At 72.2% G+C, this 16,223-nt stretch carries 12 protein-coding genes; 3 read left to right on the forward strand and 9 right to left on the reverse strand.

Annotated features, from left to right (window positions below; translation table 11 throughout):
* Nucleotides 1-13 precede the first annotated feature (13 nt).
* The 3 genes from ACZ5GH_RS10775 to ACZ5GH_RS10785 form a co-directional block, all read right to left on the reverse strand.
* Entirely contained in the window at nucleotides 14-847 is an 834-nt protein-coding gene (locus tag ACZ5GH_RS10775; protein WP_387748488.1) for an HAD family hydrolase, read from the reverse strand.
* Nucleotides 847-3,420, reverse strand: a complete 2,574-nt coding sequence (locus ACZ5GH_RS10780) for a phosphoribosyltransferase (RefSeq protein ID WP_464334076.1) — start codon at nucleotides 3,418-3,420, stop codon at nucleotides 847-849. Before ACZ5GH_RS10780 ends, ACZ5GH_RS10775 begins: the two co-directional genes overlap by 1 nt.
* Nucleotides 3,421-3,648: 228 nt before the next feature.
* Nucleotides 3,649-4,857, reverse strand: coding sequence for an HpcH/HpaI aldolase/citrate lyase family protein (locus ACZ5GH_RS10785; protein ID WP_387748484.1), 1,209 nt, complete (start codon nucleotides 4,855-4,857; stop codon nucleotides 3,649-3,651).
* 357 nt (nucleotides 4,858-5,214) lie between these two features.
* Here ACZ5GH_RS10785 and ACZ5GH_RS10790 point away from each other — a divergent pair, with 357 nt between their 5' ends.
* Nucleotides 5,215-6,420: a TerD family protein gene (locus ACZ5GH_RS10790; RefSeq protein ID WP_464334077.1), complete on the forward strand. Its 1,206-nt coding sequence runs from the start codon at nucleotides 5,215-5,217 to the stop codon at nucleotides 6,418-6,420.
* 97 nt (nucleotides 6,421-6,517) lie between these two features.
* On the opposite strand, the gene ACZ5GH_RS10795 is transcribed toward ACZ5GH_RS10790, so the two are convergent.
* Nucleotides 6,518-7,258, reverse strand: coding sequence for a Tellurium resistance (locus ACZ5GH_RS10795; protein ID WP_387748480.1), 741 nt, complete (start codon nucleotides 7,256-7,258; stop codon nucleotides 6,518-6,520).
* Nucleotides 7,259-7,598: 340 nt separating this feature from the next.
* On the opposite strand from ACZ5GH_RS10795, the gene ACZ5GH_RS10800 reads away from it, so the two are divergent.
* Complete coding sequence (locus ACZ5GH_RS10800; protein WP_387748478.1) at nucleotides 7,599-8,789, forward strand: DUF2637 domain-containing protein; 1,191 nt, start codon at nucleotides 7,599-7,601, stop codon at nucleotides 8,787-8,789.
* A gap of 87 nt (nucleotides 8,790-8,876) precedes the next feature.
* On the opposite strand, the gene ACZ5GH_RS10805 is transcribed toward ACZ5GH_RS10800, so the two are convergent.
* From ACZ5GH_RS10805 to ACZ5GH_RS10825, 5 genes are all read right to left on the reverse strand, one after another.
* Nucleotides 8,877-9,971: a DUF475 domain-containing protein gene (locus tag ACZ5GH_RS10805; protein WP_387748476.1), complete on the reverse strand. Its 1,095-nt coding sequence runs from the start codon at nucleotides 9,969-9,971 to the stop codon at nucleotides 8,877-8,879.
* A gap of 147 nt (nucleotides 9,972-10,118) precedes the next feature.
* On the reverse strand, nucleotides 10,119-10,697 hold the full coding sequence (locus ACZ5GH_RS10810; protein ID WP_387748474.1) for a TerD family protein: 579 nt from the start codon (nucleotides 10,695-10,697) through the stop codon (nucleotides 10,119-10,121).
* A 229-nt stretch (nucleotides 10,698-10,926) separates the two neighbouring features.
* Complete coding sequence (locus tag ACZ5GH_RS10815; RefSeq protein ID WP_387748473.1) at nucleotides 10,927-11,502, reverse strand: TerD family protein; 576 nt, start codon at nucleotides 11,500-11,502, stop codon at nucleotides 10,927-10,929.
* 221 nt (nucleotides 11,503-11,723) lie between these two features.
* Nucleotides 11,724-12,182 (reverse strand): peroxiredoxin, encoded by a 459-nt coding sequence (locus ACZ5GH_RS10820; RefSeq protein ID WP_464334078.1) that lies wholly within the window; start codon nucleotides 12,180-12,182, stop codon nucleotides 11,724-11,726.
* 273 nt (nucleotides 12,183-12,455) lie between these two features.
* The gene (locus tag ACZ5GH_RS10825) at nucleotides 12,456-12,893 is read right to left on the reverse strand and encodes a DUF3052 domain-containing protein (RefSeq protein ID WP_401107559.1); all 438 of its coding nucleotides are present in this window, start codon (nucleotides 12,891-12,893) and stop codon (nucleotides 12,456-12,458) included.
* A gap of 517 nt (nucleotides 12,894-13,410) precedes the next feature.
* Here ACZ5GH_RS10825 and aceE point away from each other — a divergent pair.
* Entirely contained in the window at nucleotides 13,411-16,161 is a 2,751-nt protein-coding gene (gene aceE, locus ACZ5GH_RS10830; protein WP_387748467.1) for a pyruvate dehydrogenase (acetyl-transferring), homodimeric type, read from the forward strand.
* Nucleotides 16,162-16,223 lie beyond the last annotated feature (62 nt).

Raw genomic sequence — 16,223 nt, forward strand, 5'->3', positions numbered from 1 at the left:
GGGGCCGCCCCGGTCAGACCCCGACCGGCAGGGCCGCCGCCCCGGCCAGGAACCGCCGGACGATCTCCTCCCCCGCCGTCACCCCCACCTCCGTGAGGGCGGTGACGCCGGGGGCCGTCCAGCCGCTGTCGGCGAGCTCGCCGTGCCCGGGGCGCCAGCCGGCGTCGGCCGCGAGCAGCAGGTCGGCGTCGAGCAGCGAGTCCCCGGCCGCCAGCACCGTGTCGGCACCGCTGCGCCGGACGACCTCGGCCAGTGCGGCGCTCTTGGTGAGCGGCGCGGGCACCGCGTACACCTTGCGGCCCTGCAGGGAGACCGTCCAACCGCGCTCGGCGCACCAGCCGGTCAGTTCGGCCAGCCAGCCCTCGGGCAGCGCGGCGCGCTCGACCACCAGGTAGGCGAACAGCTCGTCGGCGACCTGCCGCTTGTGGGTCCACTCCGGGTCGGCGCACAGGGCGAGCCGCCGGGTCACCTCCTCCAGCGGGGCCGAGCCGGCGGCGATCCGCGCGGTGATCTCGGCCCGCCAGTCGCGGTCCGGCACGCCGTCCACCAGCAGCTGTCCGCCGTTGGCGCAGATCGCGTACGCGGGGACCCAGTCCGGCGTCGGGCCGGGCAGCTTGACCCGTCCGTACTGCTCGGGCGTCCGGGTGGTGGCCGGGACGAAGCAGGCCTGCCGGGCGAGTTCGGTGAGCAGCTCGGCGGCCCGTTCGGTCATGAAGGACAGCGGCCGCCCCTGGTACACCTCGACGCAGAGCAGCCGCGGCGCGAGCCGGTCGGGCGCGGCCAGGGCCATGGCCCGCTCGGAGTAGATCAGCGTCCGGTCGAGGTCGCTCGCCACCAGAACACCCATCAGGATTCCCTCCCCGTAGTCTCGGGCACGGCGTGCCCGTCCGTCACAACCCGCCCGTCCGTCACAGCCCGCCCGTCCGTGACGGCCCGCCCGTCGCCACCGATCGCCCCGCGGCTGTAGCGGGGGTGGATCAGGCCGACGCAGGTGTACGGCAGCCCGTCCACCTCCTCGACCTCGACGCCGCGCTGGGCGGCGAGCAGCCGGACGTGGTCGAGGTCGGCACCGGCGCCGCGCCGGGCGAGGATCCGCCAGGGGACCCGGCGCAGCAGCACCCGGGTGGTCTCGCCGACGCCGGGCTTGACCAGGTTGACGTTGTCGATGCCGTACTCGGCGCTGATCCGCTCGACGGCGGCCCAGCCCGCCCAGTCGGGCGTCCGGTGCGGGTCGGCGGCGAGCCGGTCGGCGCCCTCGACCGCCGCGGCCCGGACCTCGCCGAAGCGGGCGGCCACCGCGTCCAGGAAGGCCGCCGAGACGTCGCTCCCGGCGAGTTCGGCGTAGTGCTTGGCGCCGTGGAAGTCGTCCGGCCCGATCAGCCCGGCCCGCAGCACGGTGCGCGAAACCAGCCCGGAGACCGTGGAGTTGAGGCAGGCGGACGGGATCAGGAAGTCGTCCCGGGTGCCGTACGTCCGCACGCAGCGGCCCGGGTCGGCGAGCACCGCGAGGTCCGGGTCGAAGTCGGTGCCGGCCAAGGCGTCGGCGAGTTCTCGGGTGATCGCGCCCTTGCCGGTCCAGCCGTCCACGAACACCACGTCCCGCGCGCGGTGGTGGGCCGCCAGGTACCGCAGCGCGACCGGGTCTATGCCGCGGCCGCGCACGATCGAGACGGCGTAGTGCGGTACGGACAGGCCGTGCGCGAAGGCGAGCCAGCGGCGGATCAGGATGCCGACGGGCGTGCCGGCCCGGGCCAGCGAGGCGAGCACCAGGCCGGGGCCGCGCTCGCGCAGCAGGGTCTCGGCGACGGTGCCCACGGCGAGCGCGATCCGGCCGGCGGAGCCGCGCAGCGCCTCGTGGAACAGCGCCTGGTACCCGGGGCCGGGCTGGTATTCCACCGGCAGCGACTCGGCGTAGTGCGCGCCGCCGCTCTGGACGGCCTCCTCGCGCTCCTCGGTCGGGGCTTCGAGCGCGACCCCGGAGAGGTCCTTGAGCAGCCAGGCCACCTCCTCGGCCGGGTACGAGGAGAACGCCGGCCCGTACAACGGCGCGGGGAGCACGACCGGCGCCGACGCAGACGAAGACGAGGACGAAGACGAGGACGACGGCACGGGCAGCGAGGCGGCCGCCCCGGGCACCGGCCGGTGCGAGGGCAGCACGGCGAGCACCACCCGGTCGGTCACCCGCCGCAGCTGTCCGAGCAGCGCGCGCTCGCCCTCGTGCAGCGCCGGGGTGTCGGCCACGTCGTCCACCACCAGCACCACGGCGTCGAACCGCCGCGCCGGGTCGCTGCCGGGGGCGACGTTGTACGCGTAGCGCTCGGGCGAGCCGCCGTCCTGCGGGTCGTCGTGGGCGGGGAAGGCGAGCCGGGTGCGGATGGCGTAGCCGGGGTCGTCCACCGCCAGGACGGGCGAGCGGGTGGTGGTGGAGAACCGGACGCGGTCGCCGCCGAGCCGCTCGCCGAGGGCGTCGGCCAGGCGCAGCGGCGCGTACATCAGCTCCTCGAAGCCGAGCACCAGCACCCGCCGCGCACCGGCGGGCAGGGCTTCGGCCAACTGCCCGGCCAGCCGGGGGAGTACGGCGTCCAGCCGGGCGCGGTCGCGCGCGGTGAAGCCGTGCCGGCCGCCGTCCGGGAGCCCGGCGGGCCAGTCCAGCCCGACCCTGACCAGCGGCGCGGCGGCGGCCGCCGAAGGCCCGACCTCCGGAGTGACGGCGCCCGCCTCCGCGATCAGCCGCTCGGCCCGGTCCAGCAGGTCCGCCGGCAGCTCGACGCCGCCGCTCGCGGTGGCCACCAGGTCCAGTCGGACGCCGAGTTCGGCGGCGGTCCGGTCGAGCCGCCGCCGGTCGGCCGCGGAGCGCAGGTCCACCAGGGCGACCACCACGTAGTGCCCGCGCGGGTGGCGGGCGTGCAGTTCGCGGATGGTGTTGAGCACCGTCTGCCCGGTCGAGAACTCGTCGTCCACCAGCACCAGCGGTCCGTTCCCGGCGAGGAGGCCGGGGTCGGCCGGGAGCAGCAGGTGCGAGGTGGCGTGCGAGTGCTCCTCCTCGAAGCCGCCGACCGGGGTGATGCCGGGCACCGGGCGGCGGGTGGAGTGCAGGTAGGGGGCGTCCAGGCCGTCGGCGACGCTGTGGCCGAGGCCGGTGGCGGTCTCCGCGTAGCCGAGCACGACGGCCCGGGCAGCCGCCTCCGCCCCGAGCAGCTCGCGGACCCGTCGGCCGAGTTCGAGCCCGGCGCCGTGGACCACCGAGGGCCGCTGCGGGACGTGCTTGCCGAGCACGTTGGAGACCAGCAGGTGGGCGCGCTTGCGGTTCTCCCGGAGGGCCAGGCCGACGAGTTCGGGGAGCCGCGCGGAGCCGGTCAGCGCGATCCCGGCCCGGTCGGCGACCCAGCGGCCGGTCCACGTCTGCGGTGTTGCTGTCACTGCTGGTCCTGCCTTCGATGGTGCGATGGTGCGTTCGTCATATCCGCGCTACGGAAACCGGGGGAAACGGCTCGGATTCGACCACGGGAACAATCAGCCGTCCGGAAGACGGTCGCACGGAAGCGGACCGTCCGAGCGCCGGCCACACGGGCGCCGACCGTCCAAGCGCCGGCAACACGGGAGCCGGCCACGCGGAAGCCGGCCACACGGGACTCGGCCGTCCGGGAGTCAGTCGCACAGACAGGCCGACAGCAGTTCCGCAAAGCTCACGTCCTCCCGGGCCACCCCGAACACCTCCGCCCGCAGGAGTACCCGCTCCGCCCAGGCCCGGTGCGGCCTGGCCTCGTTCATCTTGTTGGTGTACGCCGAGCGCAGCACCCCGCCGCCGTCCTGCTCCTGCCGGAGGATGTCCCGGGCGTCGCAGTACTCCTCGTGCGTGACCACGGAGAGGGCGTGCACGGCCGGAACGTGGCTGGGGTGGATGCAGGTCTTGCCGAGCAGGCCGTTGGCCCGGTCGAGTTCGACCTCCCGGATCAGCCCGTCCAGGTCGTGGTCGATGATCCGCCGGCGGACCTCCTCCCCGGAGGCCCGGAGGGCTCCGGCCCCGGCGGGCACCGAGGCCCCGGTGAACGGGGTCCGGCGCAGCTGCGGCTTGAACATCCGCTCCTGCACCGGGAAGTACTCCCAGACCGGCCCGGTGACGGTGTACCCGGTGCCGTCCGCCCGGCCGAGCACGTTGACCACGTCCCCGATCACCGCCGCGACCAGCGCCACGTCGTACGCGGTGAGGTCGGGCGAGCGCCGCAGCCCGTACGCGGAGCAGAGGTCGGTGACGCCGAGCCGGACGGCGAGCACCCGCTCGCGGTGGCCGGCGAGCAGTTCGGCGATGCCGAAGAGCTGGTCCCGCCTGGTCTCCAGGTGGGCGAGTTCGGGCGACTCCAGGACGGGCATGGCGAACAGCCGCCGCCCGGTCGCGGCCTCGGCGGCGGCCAGCGCGGCCAGGTACTCGCCGCCGTTCGCGGGGGTGAACTTCGGCAGCACGAAGCCGCTGAGCAGTTCGACGGCCGGTCCGAGGCGCTCGGCCAGGTCGAGGATCTGGGCGGCGGCACGGACCCTGATGAAGAGGAGGGGATGGCTCTGTGTACAGTCGGTGAAATCCTTGACCAGGTCATTCAACTGCTCGACCAGGTTCCGCTCGCCCGCGTCCACCTCGTGGTCGGCGATCGCGTCCTCCAGGCAGAGCACCATCGACACCACGCCCCGACCAGCCAGTTTACGGATGTCGGCGGCCAGCGCCGGCCTGGTGGCCGGGCTGTACAGGGTGCCGCCGAGGGCGGTGGCGAGCACCGACGGTTCGCTCCGCGCGGTGAACGGGCGCGGCTGTTCCAGGAAGAGCCGGCCGCGTACGTCCTCGGCGAGGTGGCCGAAATGGCGCAAGGTGCTCTCCTCCAGGAAGTGGACCGGCCCCCGGCCCGTTGCCGACGACACCCTGGTCAACCGGCCGACCGGGCGCCATGGTTCCCGGGCACGCCTCCGCCGGACGCCCCTCCGTCGAACCCCCGGGGACCTTTCGACCGCCCATGGTACGGACGGGATCCGGCCGGTCCCGGTTCCCTGGCACTGAACTCCCGGAACATCCCGGTCCACTTCGACGATCATGGTCGCGGCGGGTCCGGACCTCGGAAACGACGGCGGCAAACCTCGGAAAGCGCAAGTCTTGGCAAAGTCCGACCCGGCGCGGACCGGTCCGGTCACGTTGTCCGAAGGGGTGGCGAACAGGCAGGATGGTCGGCTATGACGCACGTGATGGCCAAGGGCGCCAACATCGCACTGCCGGCGGCGGCGGTCCGCGCCGTGCTGCGCTGGAGCGCCACGCCCGGTGCGCCGGACGTGGACGCTTCCGCGCTGCTGCTCGGTGCCACCGGCAAGGTCCGCTCGGACGCCGACTTCGTCTTCTACAACCAGCCCCGCCACCCCTCCGGACTGGTCCGCCACCTGCCCAAGCAGCAGACCTCCGGCGGCGCCGAGATCATCGACACGGTCGAGGTCGAGCTGGGCAAGCTGCCCGCCGACGTGGACCGCGTGGTGCTGGCCGGCTCCTCCGAGGGTGGGCCGTTCCGTTCGGTGCCGGGGCTGCGCCTGCTGCTCTTCGACGCCACGGCCGGCGAGGGCGCGCCCGCGCTCGCCGAGTTCCGGATCGAGGACGCCGAGAACGTCACCGCCCTGGTCGCCGGCGAGCTGTACCGCCGCTCCGGGGCCTGGAAGTTCCGCGCGATCGGCCAGGGCTACACCTCCGGGCTGATCGGACTCGCCACCGACTTCGGCATCACCGTGGACGACGCGGAGGCCGACCCGGCGGCGGCCCGGGCGACCGGCTCCACCGCCACCCCGTCCGCCGGCATGCTCGACCCGCGCAGCATGCCGCTGCCGGACCCTCGCCCGACCACCCCCGAGCCGGGCACCTTCACGCTGGCCCCGGCCGTCCCGCAGGCACCGCCCGCCCAGCCCCCGGCCGCCACCCCGGCACCAGTCCCGGCCACCGCTCCGGCGGCACCGGCCCCGGCCGCCGCCGCGAGCGCGTCGCCCGCGCCGACGACCCCGCCGCCGCCGCCCACGGCCCCGCCGACCATGCCCCCGCCGCCCACCGTTCCCCCGGGCCACCAGCCCGGCACCGGCTACGGCTACCCCCAGCAGCCGACCCCGGGGTACGGCTACCCCCAGCAGCAGCCCACCGGCGGCTACGGCTACCCGCAGCCGGGCACCGGCCAGCAGCCCTACCAGCAGCAGCCGGGCGGTTACGGCTACCCCCAGCCGAACCAGCCCGCCCCGCAGCAGCAGCAGCGCCCCGCGGGCTACGGCTACCCGCAGCCCGGCACCGGCCAGCAGCCGCCCGTCCCACCGCAGCCCGTCCAGCCGCAGCCGCCGACGGCCCAGCCCCCGGCGGCCACCGGCGAGGAGTTCGCGCTGCCCCCGCAGGGCCCGCAGTTCCAGCCCCGCTGACGCCCCCGGCGGGGCCGCCCGGCGATCCCGGCCCCGCCGGCCCCGGAACCCGAAGCCGCACCCGCACCAGGCCCCGCCGCGGGACCACCGACCCCCGTCAGTCGCTCTTGTACCCGCGCTGCCACTGCATCCCGAACCCGTACAGCCGGTCGATGTCCGCCTGGAACCCGTTGACGTACCGCACCTCGCGGCGCACCGTCAGCTGGTTGTCCCCCGCGTTCTCGATCAGCACCACCGCGCAGGAGCGCGCCGCCCGGGCCCGCTCGTCCAGCTTGATCTCGATCCGCGGCCCGGTCTGCGGCACGATCGTGATCACCGCGTTCGACTGTTCGAAGGCCGGCGTGCCGTCGTAGATGTAGACGAAGATCAGCAGCCGCTTGAACTTGTCCTTCTTCTCCAGGTTGACGTACATCGTCTCGCCGGACGGCGCCCCGTACTGGTCGTCGCCGCTGAGCTTGACGTACGGCGCGTTCTGGAGGTCGCCGAACAGCCCGCCGAGCGGCTGCACCACGCCCGTGCTCCCGTCCGAGAGCTCGTACATGCAGGCCAGGTCGAGGTCGACGTTCGTCGGCTCGCTGCCCTGCGGCGAGTCCGGCTCCAGCGGCCGCAGGATCCGCGGACTGAAGAACCGTTTGACGGAGTCCCGGGCGCTCGGCCGGGCGCCGCCCCCGGCGGTCATCGTCCAGTGCAGGTTGACGTAGAGGTAGCCGGTGGTGGCCGCCGACCCGGTGATCGCGTGCTGCGGGGACGACTTGGTGAGTATGACCTTGTGCTGACCCCCGGGGTTGTCGAAGGTGTAGCTCCTGTCCCCGCGCAGGTACTCCCAGATCGAGACCATGCAGTCCTCTCCCCCTGCTCCCGCCAGGCGTTCTGACGGTCCGCCGACCAATGATCGGGCATCGGCCCGGCCGTCGGATACCCCGTCCGGGCCCTCCGCTACCCAACCGGGCCGCACCGGCGGGTCGATTGGCCGGAGGAAGCCGCCCTCCCGTAACATGCCGCCACTTCGGACGCGATATCGTCTAGCCGCACAGGTGTCCCGTCCGCCCCTGCGCGGTCGCGGCGGGCACGCCGTGCGGCGACGAACGATCCGTCAGGCGGTGCCCGCGCGGCGGGTCCTGACCGCCTGTGTCGCGCTGTGATCCTGTCCCCTGCGGAAACCCGAGGCCCGACCCGCAATGAACCTGACCTCCATACAGCTGGTCTGGACCGTCGTCGGCGGCGCAGCCCTGCTGTTCGTCGCCGTCCTGATGGCGACACTGCGCTTCAAGAGCTCGAAGAAGGACGAGTCCGGCGACTCCTGGGAGCGCAGCGAGGAGCGCCGCCGGCGCAAGGAGATGATCTACGGCATCTCCTCGTACACGCTGCTGTTCTGCTGTGCCGGTGTCGCCGCCGCCCTCTCCTTCCACGGCCTGGTCGGCTTCGGCAAGGAGAACCTGGGCCTGTCCAACGGCTGGGAGTACCTCGTCCCGTTCGGTCTGGACGGCGCCGCGATGTTCTGCTCGGTGCTCGCCGTCCGCGAGGCCAGCCACGGTGACGCCGCGCTCGGCTCGCGCCTGCTGGTCTGGGTGTTCGCGATCGCCTCGGCGTGGTTCAACTGGGTGCACGCCCCGCGCGGCGTGTCGCACGACGGCGCCCCGCAGTTCTTCTCCGGCATGTCGATCTCGGCGGCGATCCTGTTCGACCGGGCGCTGAAGCAGACCCGCAAGGCCGCGCTGCGCGAGCAGGGCCTGGTGCCGCGTCCGCTGCCGCAGATCCGCATCGTCCGCTGGCTGCGGGCCCCGCGCGAGACCTACGCGGCCTGGTCGCTGATGCTGCTGGAGAACGTCCGCAGCCTGGACGAGGCGGTCGAGGAGGTGCGCGAGGAGCGTCAGGCGAAGCTGGACGCCAAGGCCCGCGCCCGTACCGCCGACCGCCGCGAGCGGGCCGAGCTGAAGGCCATCTCCCGCCAGGGCGGCATGCTCTCCCGGGGCCGCGGCGGCCGCCAGGTGCCCGCCCTCACGGCTGCCGGAGACGGCCCGAGCGCTACGGAGCCTGCCCTAGCCGCGGAGTCCGAAGCCACCGCCTCGGCCTCCTCGCCGTACTCGGCCTCCTCCTCGTCGTACCCGTCCTCGCACCGGTCCTCCGACCCGTTCGAGCCGGCCGCCCTGGACGCCGGGCGCCGCCCGCGCGCCGCCGTCGGCTCCTCGTACTCGTCGTACTCGTCCTCCCTGTCCTCCTCGTCCTCCTCGTCCTCCTCGGCCTCCGGAACCGGGTCGTCCCGCAGCGACTCGACCGTCGACCTGACGGCCGACGACGACACCCTCTCGATGCCGAAGCTGGACTCGCTGGAGCGCAAGCTGCGCGCGATCGAGCAGCAGCTCGGCTGACCCCGGCACCCCACGGGTACGACCGGGGACACGCGAACGGCCGCCTCCGGGGATCCCCGGAGGCGGCCGTTCCGTCTGCCCTGCGGACTACTTGCCGCTGCCGACCAGCTCCGGTTCCTCGTCCGCGCCCTCACGCCGGTTGCGCAGGATCGACGAGCCGAGCGCCAGCCCGATGAAGGCCACGCCGATCAGGCCGGTGACGATCTCCGGGATGTGGTACTTGATCCCGACCAGCAGGATCACCGCCAGCGCGCCGATCGCGTAGTGGGCGCCGTGCTCCAGGTAGACGTAGTCGTCCAGGGTGCCCTTGCGGACCAGGAAGACGGTCAGCGAGCGGATGTACATCGCGCCGATGCCGAGGCCCAGGGTGATCTGGAAGATGTCGCTGGAGATGGCGAACGCGCCGACCACGCCGTCGAAGGAGAACGAGGCGTCCAGGACCTCCAGGTAGAGGAAGAGGAAGAACGCGGCCTTGCCGCCGACCTGGACGATCGACTTGCCGGACTTCTCCGCCTCCTCCTCGCGCTCCTCCTCGGCCTCCAGGCCCGACTCGAAGATCGAGGAGAGGCCGTTGACGGCGAGGTAGGTGACCAGGCCGAGGACGCCGGCGAGCAGCACGGTCTCCGCGTGCTCCTCGGCGAAGAAGTTGGAGGCGAGCAGCAGGGCGACCAGGGCGACGACGCTGGAGAAGGCCTCCAGCTTGCCGACCTTCTCCAGCGGGCGCTCGATCCAGGCCAGCCAGTTGTAGTCCTTCTCCTCGAAGATGAAGTCGAGGAAGATCATCAGCAGGAAGACGCCGCCGAAGGCCGCGATGGCCGGGTTGGCCGCCTCCAGGTACTGGCCGTAGGTGAGGCCGTCGTGGGTCTTGTCGGAATGCAGCGCGAGGTCGATGACCGTCGTGGGGGTGAGCTTGGCGGTGAGGCCGACGACCAGCAGCGGGAAGACCAGGCGCATGCCGAAGACCGCGATGAGCACGCCGACGGTCAGGAAGATCTTCTGCCAGTACGGGTTCATCCGCTTCAACACCGTGGCGTTGACCACCGCGTTGTCGAACGACAGGGAGATCTCCAGGATGGAGAGGATCAGCACGATGCCGAAGCCTTGGGCTCCCCAGAGCAGTCCGGCCGCGACCAGGCCGATGGCGGTGATCGCGAACGACCAGCCGAATGTGCGGAGGAACACGGGAGTTGACTACCTTTCGGGTTCTGGCCGTGCCGGGGGCGGCCTCGTCCCCGAGACGCCCTGACCGGGCCTCGCCCGGTCAGGTCACCCCCGCACTGCCCTCTGTTCTCATGATCGGGTCGGGTGCGACAAGTCCGATTTCCGCCCTTACTGTACGTTCACGCCGAAGTCGAGCGCGATGCCGCGCAGGCCGGAGGCGTACCCCTGGCCCACCGCGCGGAACTTCCACTCGCCCGCGTAGCGGTACAGCTCACCGAAGATCATCGCAGTCTCGCTGGACGCGTCCTCGGACAGGTCGTAGCGGGCGATCTCCTGGCCGTCGACCGAGTTGACGACCCGGATGTAGGCGTTGCGGACCTGCCCGAAGTTCTGGAGCCGCGCCTCGGCCTCGTAGATCGAGACCGCGAAGATCACCTTGTCGGCCTGCGCCGGGACGAGGTCCAGGTTGACCAGGACCACCTCGTCGTCACCCGTGTCGTCGCCGCCGGTGAGGTTGTCGCCCTGGTGCTCCACCGAGCCCTCGGGGCTCTTGAGGTTGTTGTAGAAGACGAAGTACTCGTCGCCGAGCACTCGCCCGCCGCCGCAGAGCAGGGCGCTCGCGTCGAGGTCGAACGGGGCGCCCGTGGTCGAACGGGCCGACCAGCCGAGGCCGATCTGGACCTGCGTCAGGTTCGGCGCGGCCTTGGTGAGCGAGACGTTGCCGCCCTTGGCGAGCGTGACCACCATGACGTTCTTCCTCCCTTGCTTCTCCCGGGGCGCCATCCAGGTGTATCCCCCGCGGCCCCGGCCGACCGGCTGCGGTCGGCTGAACTTCCTGAACTCACCCATCCTCGCAGCGCGACGGGCCGGCGCCGCACCGGGGCGGACGGAGCCGGGGCGGCCCCGGACCGCGGAGGTCCGGGGCCGCCCCGGGGGGAACGGCGCGAAGCCCGCGCCGCAGGGCGCCGGCGGCGGCTCAGACGTTGACGCCGAAGTCCTGCGCGATGCCGCGCAGACCGGAGGCGTAGCCCTGGCCGATGGCGCGGAACTTCCACTCGGCGCCGTTGCGGTACAGCTCGCCGAAGACCATCGCGGTCTCGGTGGAGGCGTCCTCGGAGAGGTCGTAGCGCGCCAGCTCCGTGTTGTCGGCCTGGTTCACCACGCGGATGAACGCGTTGCGCACCTGGCCGAAGTTCTGGCCGCGGGTCTCGGCGTCGTAGATCGACACCGGGAAGACGATCTTCTCCACGTCCGCCGGCACGCCGACCAGGCTGACCTTGATCGCCTCGTCGTCGCCCTCGCCCTCGCCGGTCAGGTTGTCGCCGGTGTGCTCGACCGAGCCGTCCGGGCTCTTCAGGTTGTTGAAGAACACGAAGTTGCCGTCCGAGGTGACCTTGCCCTGGGCGTTGCACAGCAGGGCGCTGGCGTCCAGGTCGAAGTCCGCGCCGGTGGTGGTCCGGACGTCCCAGCCCAGGCCGACGACCACGGCCGTGAGGCCCGGCGCCTCCTTGGTGAGCGAGACGTTGCCGCCCTTGCTGAGGCTGACTCCCACTAGTCCTCCAAGAATCGGGAGGCACGCCCAGTGGTGCCCCCGGTGGTGCGGTCCCGGGGCGTCGGGAGGCCCATCGGCTCCCGCACCCCACCCCGCCAACGGCCCGAGCGTAGTACGGGGTTCCCGTCCGCACCCCTGATCAGGCCGGACACGTCCCCACGGCACCCGGCCGGCGGGTGCGGCGGAGGCGTTCCGGACCGTCCTGGGCCCCGGCGGGGGCCTCAGAGCGCCGCGAGGACCTTCAGGTACTCCTGCTCGTCCCGGGCGTCCGGGAGGCCGTTGACGACGCTCCAGCGCACCGTGCCCGCGGTGTCGATCACGAAGGTGCCGCGCAGCGGGCAGCCCCGCTCCTCGTCCAGGACGCCGTACGCCCGGGCGACCTCGCCGTGCGGCCAGAAGTCGGCCAGCAGCGGGAACTCCAGGCCCTCCCGGTCGGCGAGGACCCGCTGGGAGAACTGCGAGTCGCAGGAGAGGCCGAGCACCTGCACGGTGTCGTTCTGCAGGGCCGCCAGCTCCCGCTGGATCGCGCCCAGCTCACCGGTGCAGACGCCGGTGAAGGCGAACGGGTAGAAGACCAGGACGACGTTCTTCGCGCCGCGGAGGTCGGAGAGCCGGACGGACTCGCCGTGCTGGTTGTTGAGCTCGAAGTCCGGAGCCGGGGAGCCGACCTCGATGGCCATGAACGGGACCTTTCTGACGCGACCGCGCCGCGCGGCGGGCGCGGCAGGGCACATCCTCGCATTCGTTTACGGCGGTTCGGCCGAACGGATGAGGCGGGCAGCCGCGGCCCGGTCCGTTCGCCGTCCGCGAACGCCCCGGCGGGCCGTCCTGGGCACCGGCCCGCGTGGGGCCGACCACGGCCCGCCAGCCGGCCGGCCGGGCGCCGGACATGCGGCGGGCCCCGCCGGAGGGATTCCTCCGACGGGGCCCGGCGCGGGGGCTTCAGAGCCCGCTCAGCGCTTGCCGCCCTTCGCCGTGGACTTGGTCGCGAGCCGGGTGGCCGCCCAGTCCTTGACGATGTTGATCGAGCTGGTCTGGGAGAGGCCCGCGGTCTTGGCCGCGTCGCTGATGTCGGAGGCCTCGATGTGGCCGTCGCGCCCGGTCTTGGGCGTCATCAGCCAGATCAGGCCGCCCTCGGCGAGGTACTCCAGCGCGTCGACGAGGGCGTCGGTGAGGTCCCCGTCGTCGTCGCGGTGCCACAGCAGAACGGCGTCGGCGACGTCGTCGTAGTCCTCGTCGACGAGATCCGTCCCGGTGAGCTCCTCGATTCCCTCGCGGAGCTCCTGGTCAGTGTCGTCGTCGTACCCCAGCTCCTGGATGATCTGGCCCTCTTCGAAGCCGAGACGGGTCGCCGGGTTGGACTTGTCCGCGGGGTCCGCGGTCGCGCTCACGGGAATAACCTCCAGTATTCGGCTCGGCGTCCATGCCGAGGCTGTGGCCGTAGTCCACACGGGCGCGGCGGTTCGCGCAAGTACCCGACCCCCGATCCCCTCCAAAGGTTGACGTGCCACACCGGGACACGCCGCGCGGCGTGGCGGGAATCACACCGATTTGCCCTTTTCCGCGTCGTCCGAGGATGCTTCGGGTGGTCCCGGCCCACAGGCCGTACGCGTGCCCGAGATGCGAACGGCATTCGGGGTCCGCGCGTGCGCGGGCGTAGAGTCTCCTGTTGGCCCTCACCCCGGCCGCCCGCCATCGGGCGGACGGGACACCAGGTCGGACCACCTCTTTTCGTAACACCCGGGGGTGTGCGGAGCGGACGAAGACGCCCGCGCCGCGCGCCGCCAGACCGGACCGCCCACCGGGCGGAACGGTTACCGATCGGTAGAGATGACGGATCTCCGAGCGCGGTAGCACGATGGAGGCGGCGCGACACACCTCAGTTTCGACCGACAGTGAAGGAACAGCGTGGCTTCCGGATCCGATCGCAACCCGATCATCATTGGCGGCCTTCCGAGTCAGGTCCCGGACTTCGATCCCGAGGAGACCGCGGAATGGCTGGAGTCGCTCGACGCGGCCATCGACGAGCGGGGGCGTGAGCGCGCCCGCTACCTGATGCTGCGGCTGATCGAGCGCGCCCGCGAGAAGCGTGTCGCCGTGCCCGAGATGCGCAGCACGGACTACGTCAACACCATCGCGACCAAGGACGAGCCGTTCTTCCCCGGCAACGAGGAGATCGAGCGCAAGATCCTCAACGCGACCCGGTGGAACGCGGCCGTCATGGTCTCCCGGGCGCAGCGCCCGGGCATCGGTGTCGGTGGCCACATCGCCACCTTCGCCTCCTCCGCGTCGCTGTACGACGTCGGCTTCAACTACTTCTTCCGCGGCAAGGACGCCGAGGGCGAGTCCGGCGACCAGGTCTTCTTCCAGGGCCACGCCTCCCCCGGCATCTACGCCCGCGCCTTCCTGCTGGACCGGCTCACCGAGCAGCAGCTCGACGCGTTCCGCCAGGAGAAGTCGAAGGCCCCGTACGGCCTCTCCAGCTACCCGCACCCGCGGCTGATGCCGGACTTCTGGGAGTTCCCGACCGTCTCGATGGGCCTCGGCCCGCTCGGCGCGATCTACCAGGCCCGGATGAACCGCTACCTGGAGCACCGCGGCATCAAGGACACCTCCGACTCGCAGGTCTACGCCTTCCTGGGCGACGGCGAGATGGACGAGCCCGAGTCGCTCGGCCAGCTGTCGCTGGCCGCCCGCGAGGGCCTGGACAACCTGACCTTCGTGGTCAACTGCAACCTGCAGCGCCTGGACGGCCCGGTCCGCGGCAACGGCAAGATCATCCAGGAGCTGGAGTCGCAGTTCCGCGGCGCCGGCTGGAACGTGATCAAGCTGGTCTGGGACCGCAGCTGGGACCCGCTGCTCGCGCAGGACCGCGACGGCATCCTGGTGAACAAGCTGAACACCACGGTGGACGGCCAGTTCCAGACCTACGCCACCGAGACCGGCGCGTACATCCGCGAGCACTTCTTCGGCGGCGACCTGCGCCTGCGCGCCATGGTCGAGAACATGACCGACCAGCAGATCCAGCACCTGGGTCGCGGCGGCCACGACCACAAGAAGATCTACGCGGCGTTCAAGGCGGCCCGCGAGCACAAGGGCCAGCCGACGGTCATCCTCGCCCAGACGGTCAAGGGCTGGACGCTGGGCCCCAACTTCGAGGGCCGCAACGCCACCCACCAGATGAAGAAGCTGACGGTCGAGGACCTGAAGCGCTTCCGCGACCGGCTGCACCTGCCGATCACCGACAAGCAGCTCGAGGACGGCCTCCCGCCGTACTACCACCCGGGCCGCGACTCGGAGGAGATCCAGTACATGCACGACCGCCGGGAGGAGCTCGGCGGCTACGTGCCGACCCGCAAGGTCCGCCCGCGGAAGCTGGAGCTGCCCGGCGACGACGCGTACAAGGCGGTCAAGAAGGGCTCCGGCAACCAGACCATCGCCACCACCATGGCGTTCGTCCGGCTGCTCAAGGACCTCATGCGGGACAAGGGCATCGGCAACCGCTTCGTGCCGATCGCGCCGGACGAGTACCGCACCTTCGGCATGGACTCGCTCTTCCCGTCGGCGAAGATCTACAACCCGCTCGGCCAGACCTACGAGTCGGTCGACCGGGAGCTGCTCCTCGCCTACAAGGAGTCGCCGACCGGCCAGATGCTGCACGACGGCATCTCCGAGGCGGGCTGTACCGCCTCGCTGATCGCCGCCGGCTCGTCCTACGCCACCCACGGCGAGCCGCTGATCCCGGTGTACGTCTTCTACTCGATGTTCGGGTTCCAGCGCACCGGCGACCAGTTCTGGCAGATGGCCGACCAGCTGGCCCGCGGCTTCGTGCTCGGCGCCACCGCCGGCCGCACCACGCTGACCGGTGAGGGCCTCCAGCACGCCGACGGCCACTCGCACCTGCTGGCCTCGACCAACCCCGGCGTGGTGGCCTACGACCCGGCGTACGGCTTCGAGATCGCGCACATCGTCCAGGACGGTCTGCGCCGGATGTACGGCTCCAGCGCCGAGCACCCGCACGGCGAGGACGTGTTCTACTACCTCACCGTCTACAACGAGCCGATCAAGATGCCGGCCGAGCCCGAGAACGTGGACGTCGAGGGCATCCTCAAGGGCCTGCACAAGTACGCGCCGGGCACCGCCGGCCAGATCCCGGCCCAGATCCTCGCCTCCGGCGTGGCCGTGCCGTGGGCCCTGGAGGCCCAGCGCATCCTCGCCGAGGAGTGGAACGTCAAGGCCGACGTCTGGTCCGCGACCTCCTGGAACGAGCTGCGCCGCGACGCGGTGGAGGCCGAGGAGTTCAACCTGCTGCACCCCGAGGAGCAGCAGCGCGTGCCGTACGTCACCCAGAAGCTCCAGGGCTCCGAGGGCCCGGTCGTCGCGGTGTCCGACTGGATGCGCGCGGTGCCGGACCAGATCGCCCGCTGGGTGCCGGGTCAGTACCAGTCGCTGGGCGCCGACGGCTTCGGCTTCGCCGACACCCGTGGCGCGGCCCGTCGCTTCTTCCACATCGACGCGCAGTCGGTCGTCCTGGCGGTGCTCACCGAGCTCGCCAAGCAGGGCCGGATCGACCGCTCGGCGCTGAAGGACGCGATCGACCGCTACCAGCTGCTGGACGTGGCCGCGGCCGACCCGGGCGCCGCCGGCGGCGACGCCTGATCACCCGCTGGAACTGAAGGGCCGGACTCCCACCGGGGGTCCGGCCCTTCGGCGTCCGCCGT

The organism is Kitasatospora sp. Xyl93, assembly GCF_055383135.1.

What these genes read in the sequence shown, in the direction of transcription:
- ACZ5GH_RS10775 (WP_387748488.1), bottom strand. Translation starts at nt 847, where the DNA reads ATGGGTGTTCTGGTGGCGAGCGACCTCGACCGGACGCTGATCTACTCC.
- ACZ5GH_RS10790 (WP_464334077.1), top strand. Translation starts at nt 5,215, where the DNA reads ATGACGCACGTGATGGCCAAGGGCGCCAACATCGCACTGCCGGCGGCG.
- ACZ5GH_RS10795 (WP_387748480.1), bottom strand. Translation starts at nt 7,258, where the DNA reads ATGGTCTCGATCTGGGAGTACCTGCGCGGGGACAGGAGCTACACCTTC.
- ACZ5GH_RS10800 (WP_387748478.1), top strand. Translation starts at nt 7,599, where the DNA reads ATGAACCTGACCTCCATACAGCTGGTCTGGACCGTCGTCGGCGGCGCA.
- ACZ5GH_RS10810 (WP_387748474.1), bottom strand. Translation starts at nt 10,697, where the DNA reads ATGGTGGTCACGCTCGCCAAGGGCGGCAACGTCTCGCTCACCAAGGCC.
- ACZ5GH_RS10820 (WP_464334078.1), bottom strand. Translation starts at nt 12,182, where the DNA reads ATGGCCATCGAGGTCGGCTCCCCGGCTCCGGACTTCGAGCTCAACAAC.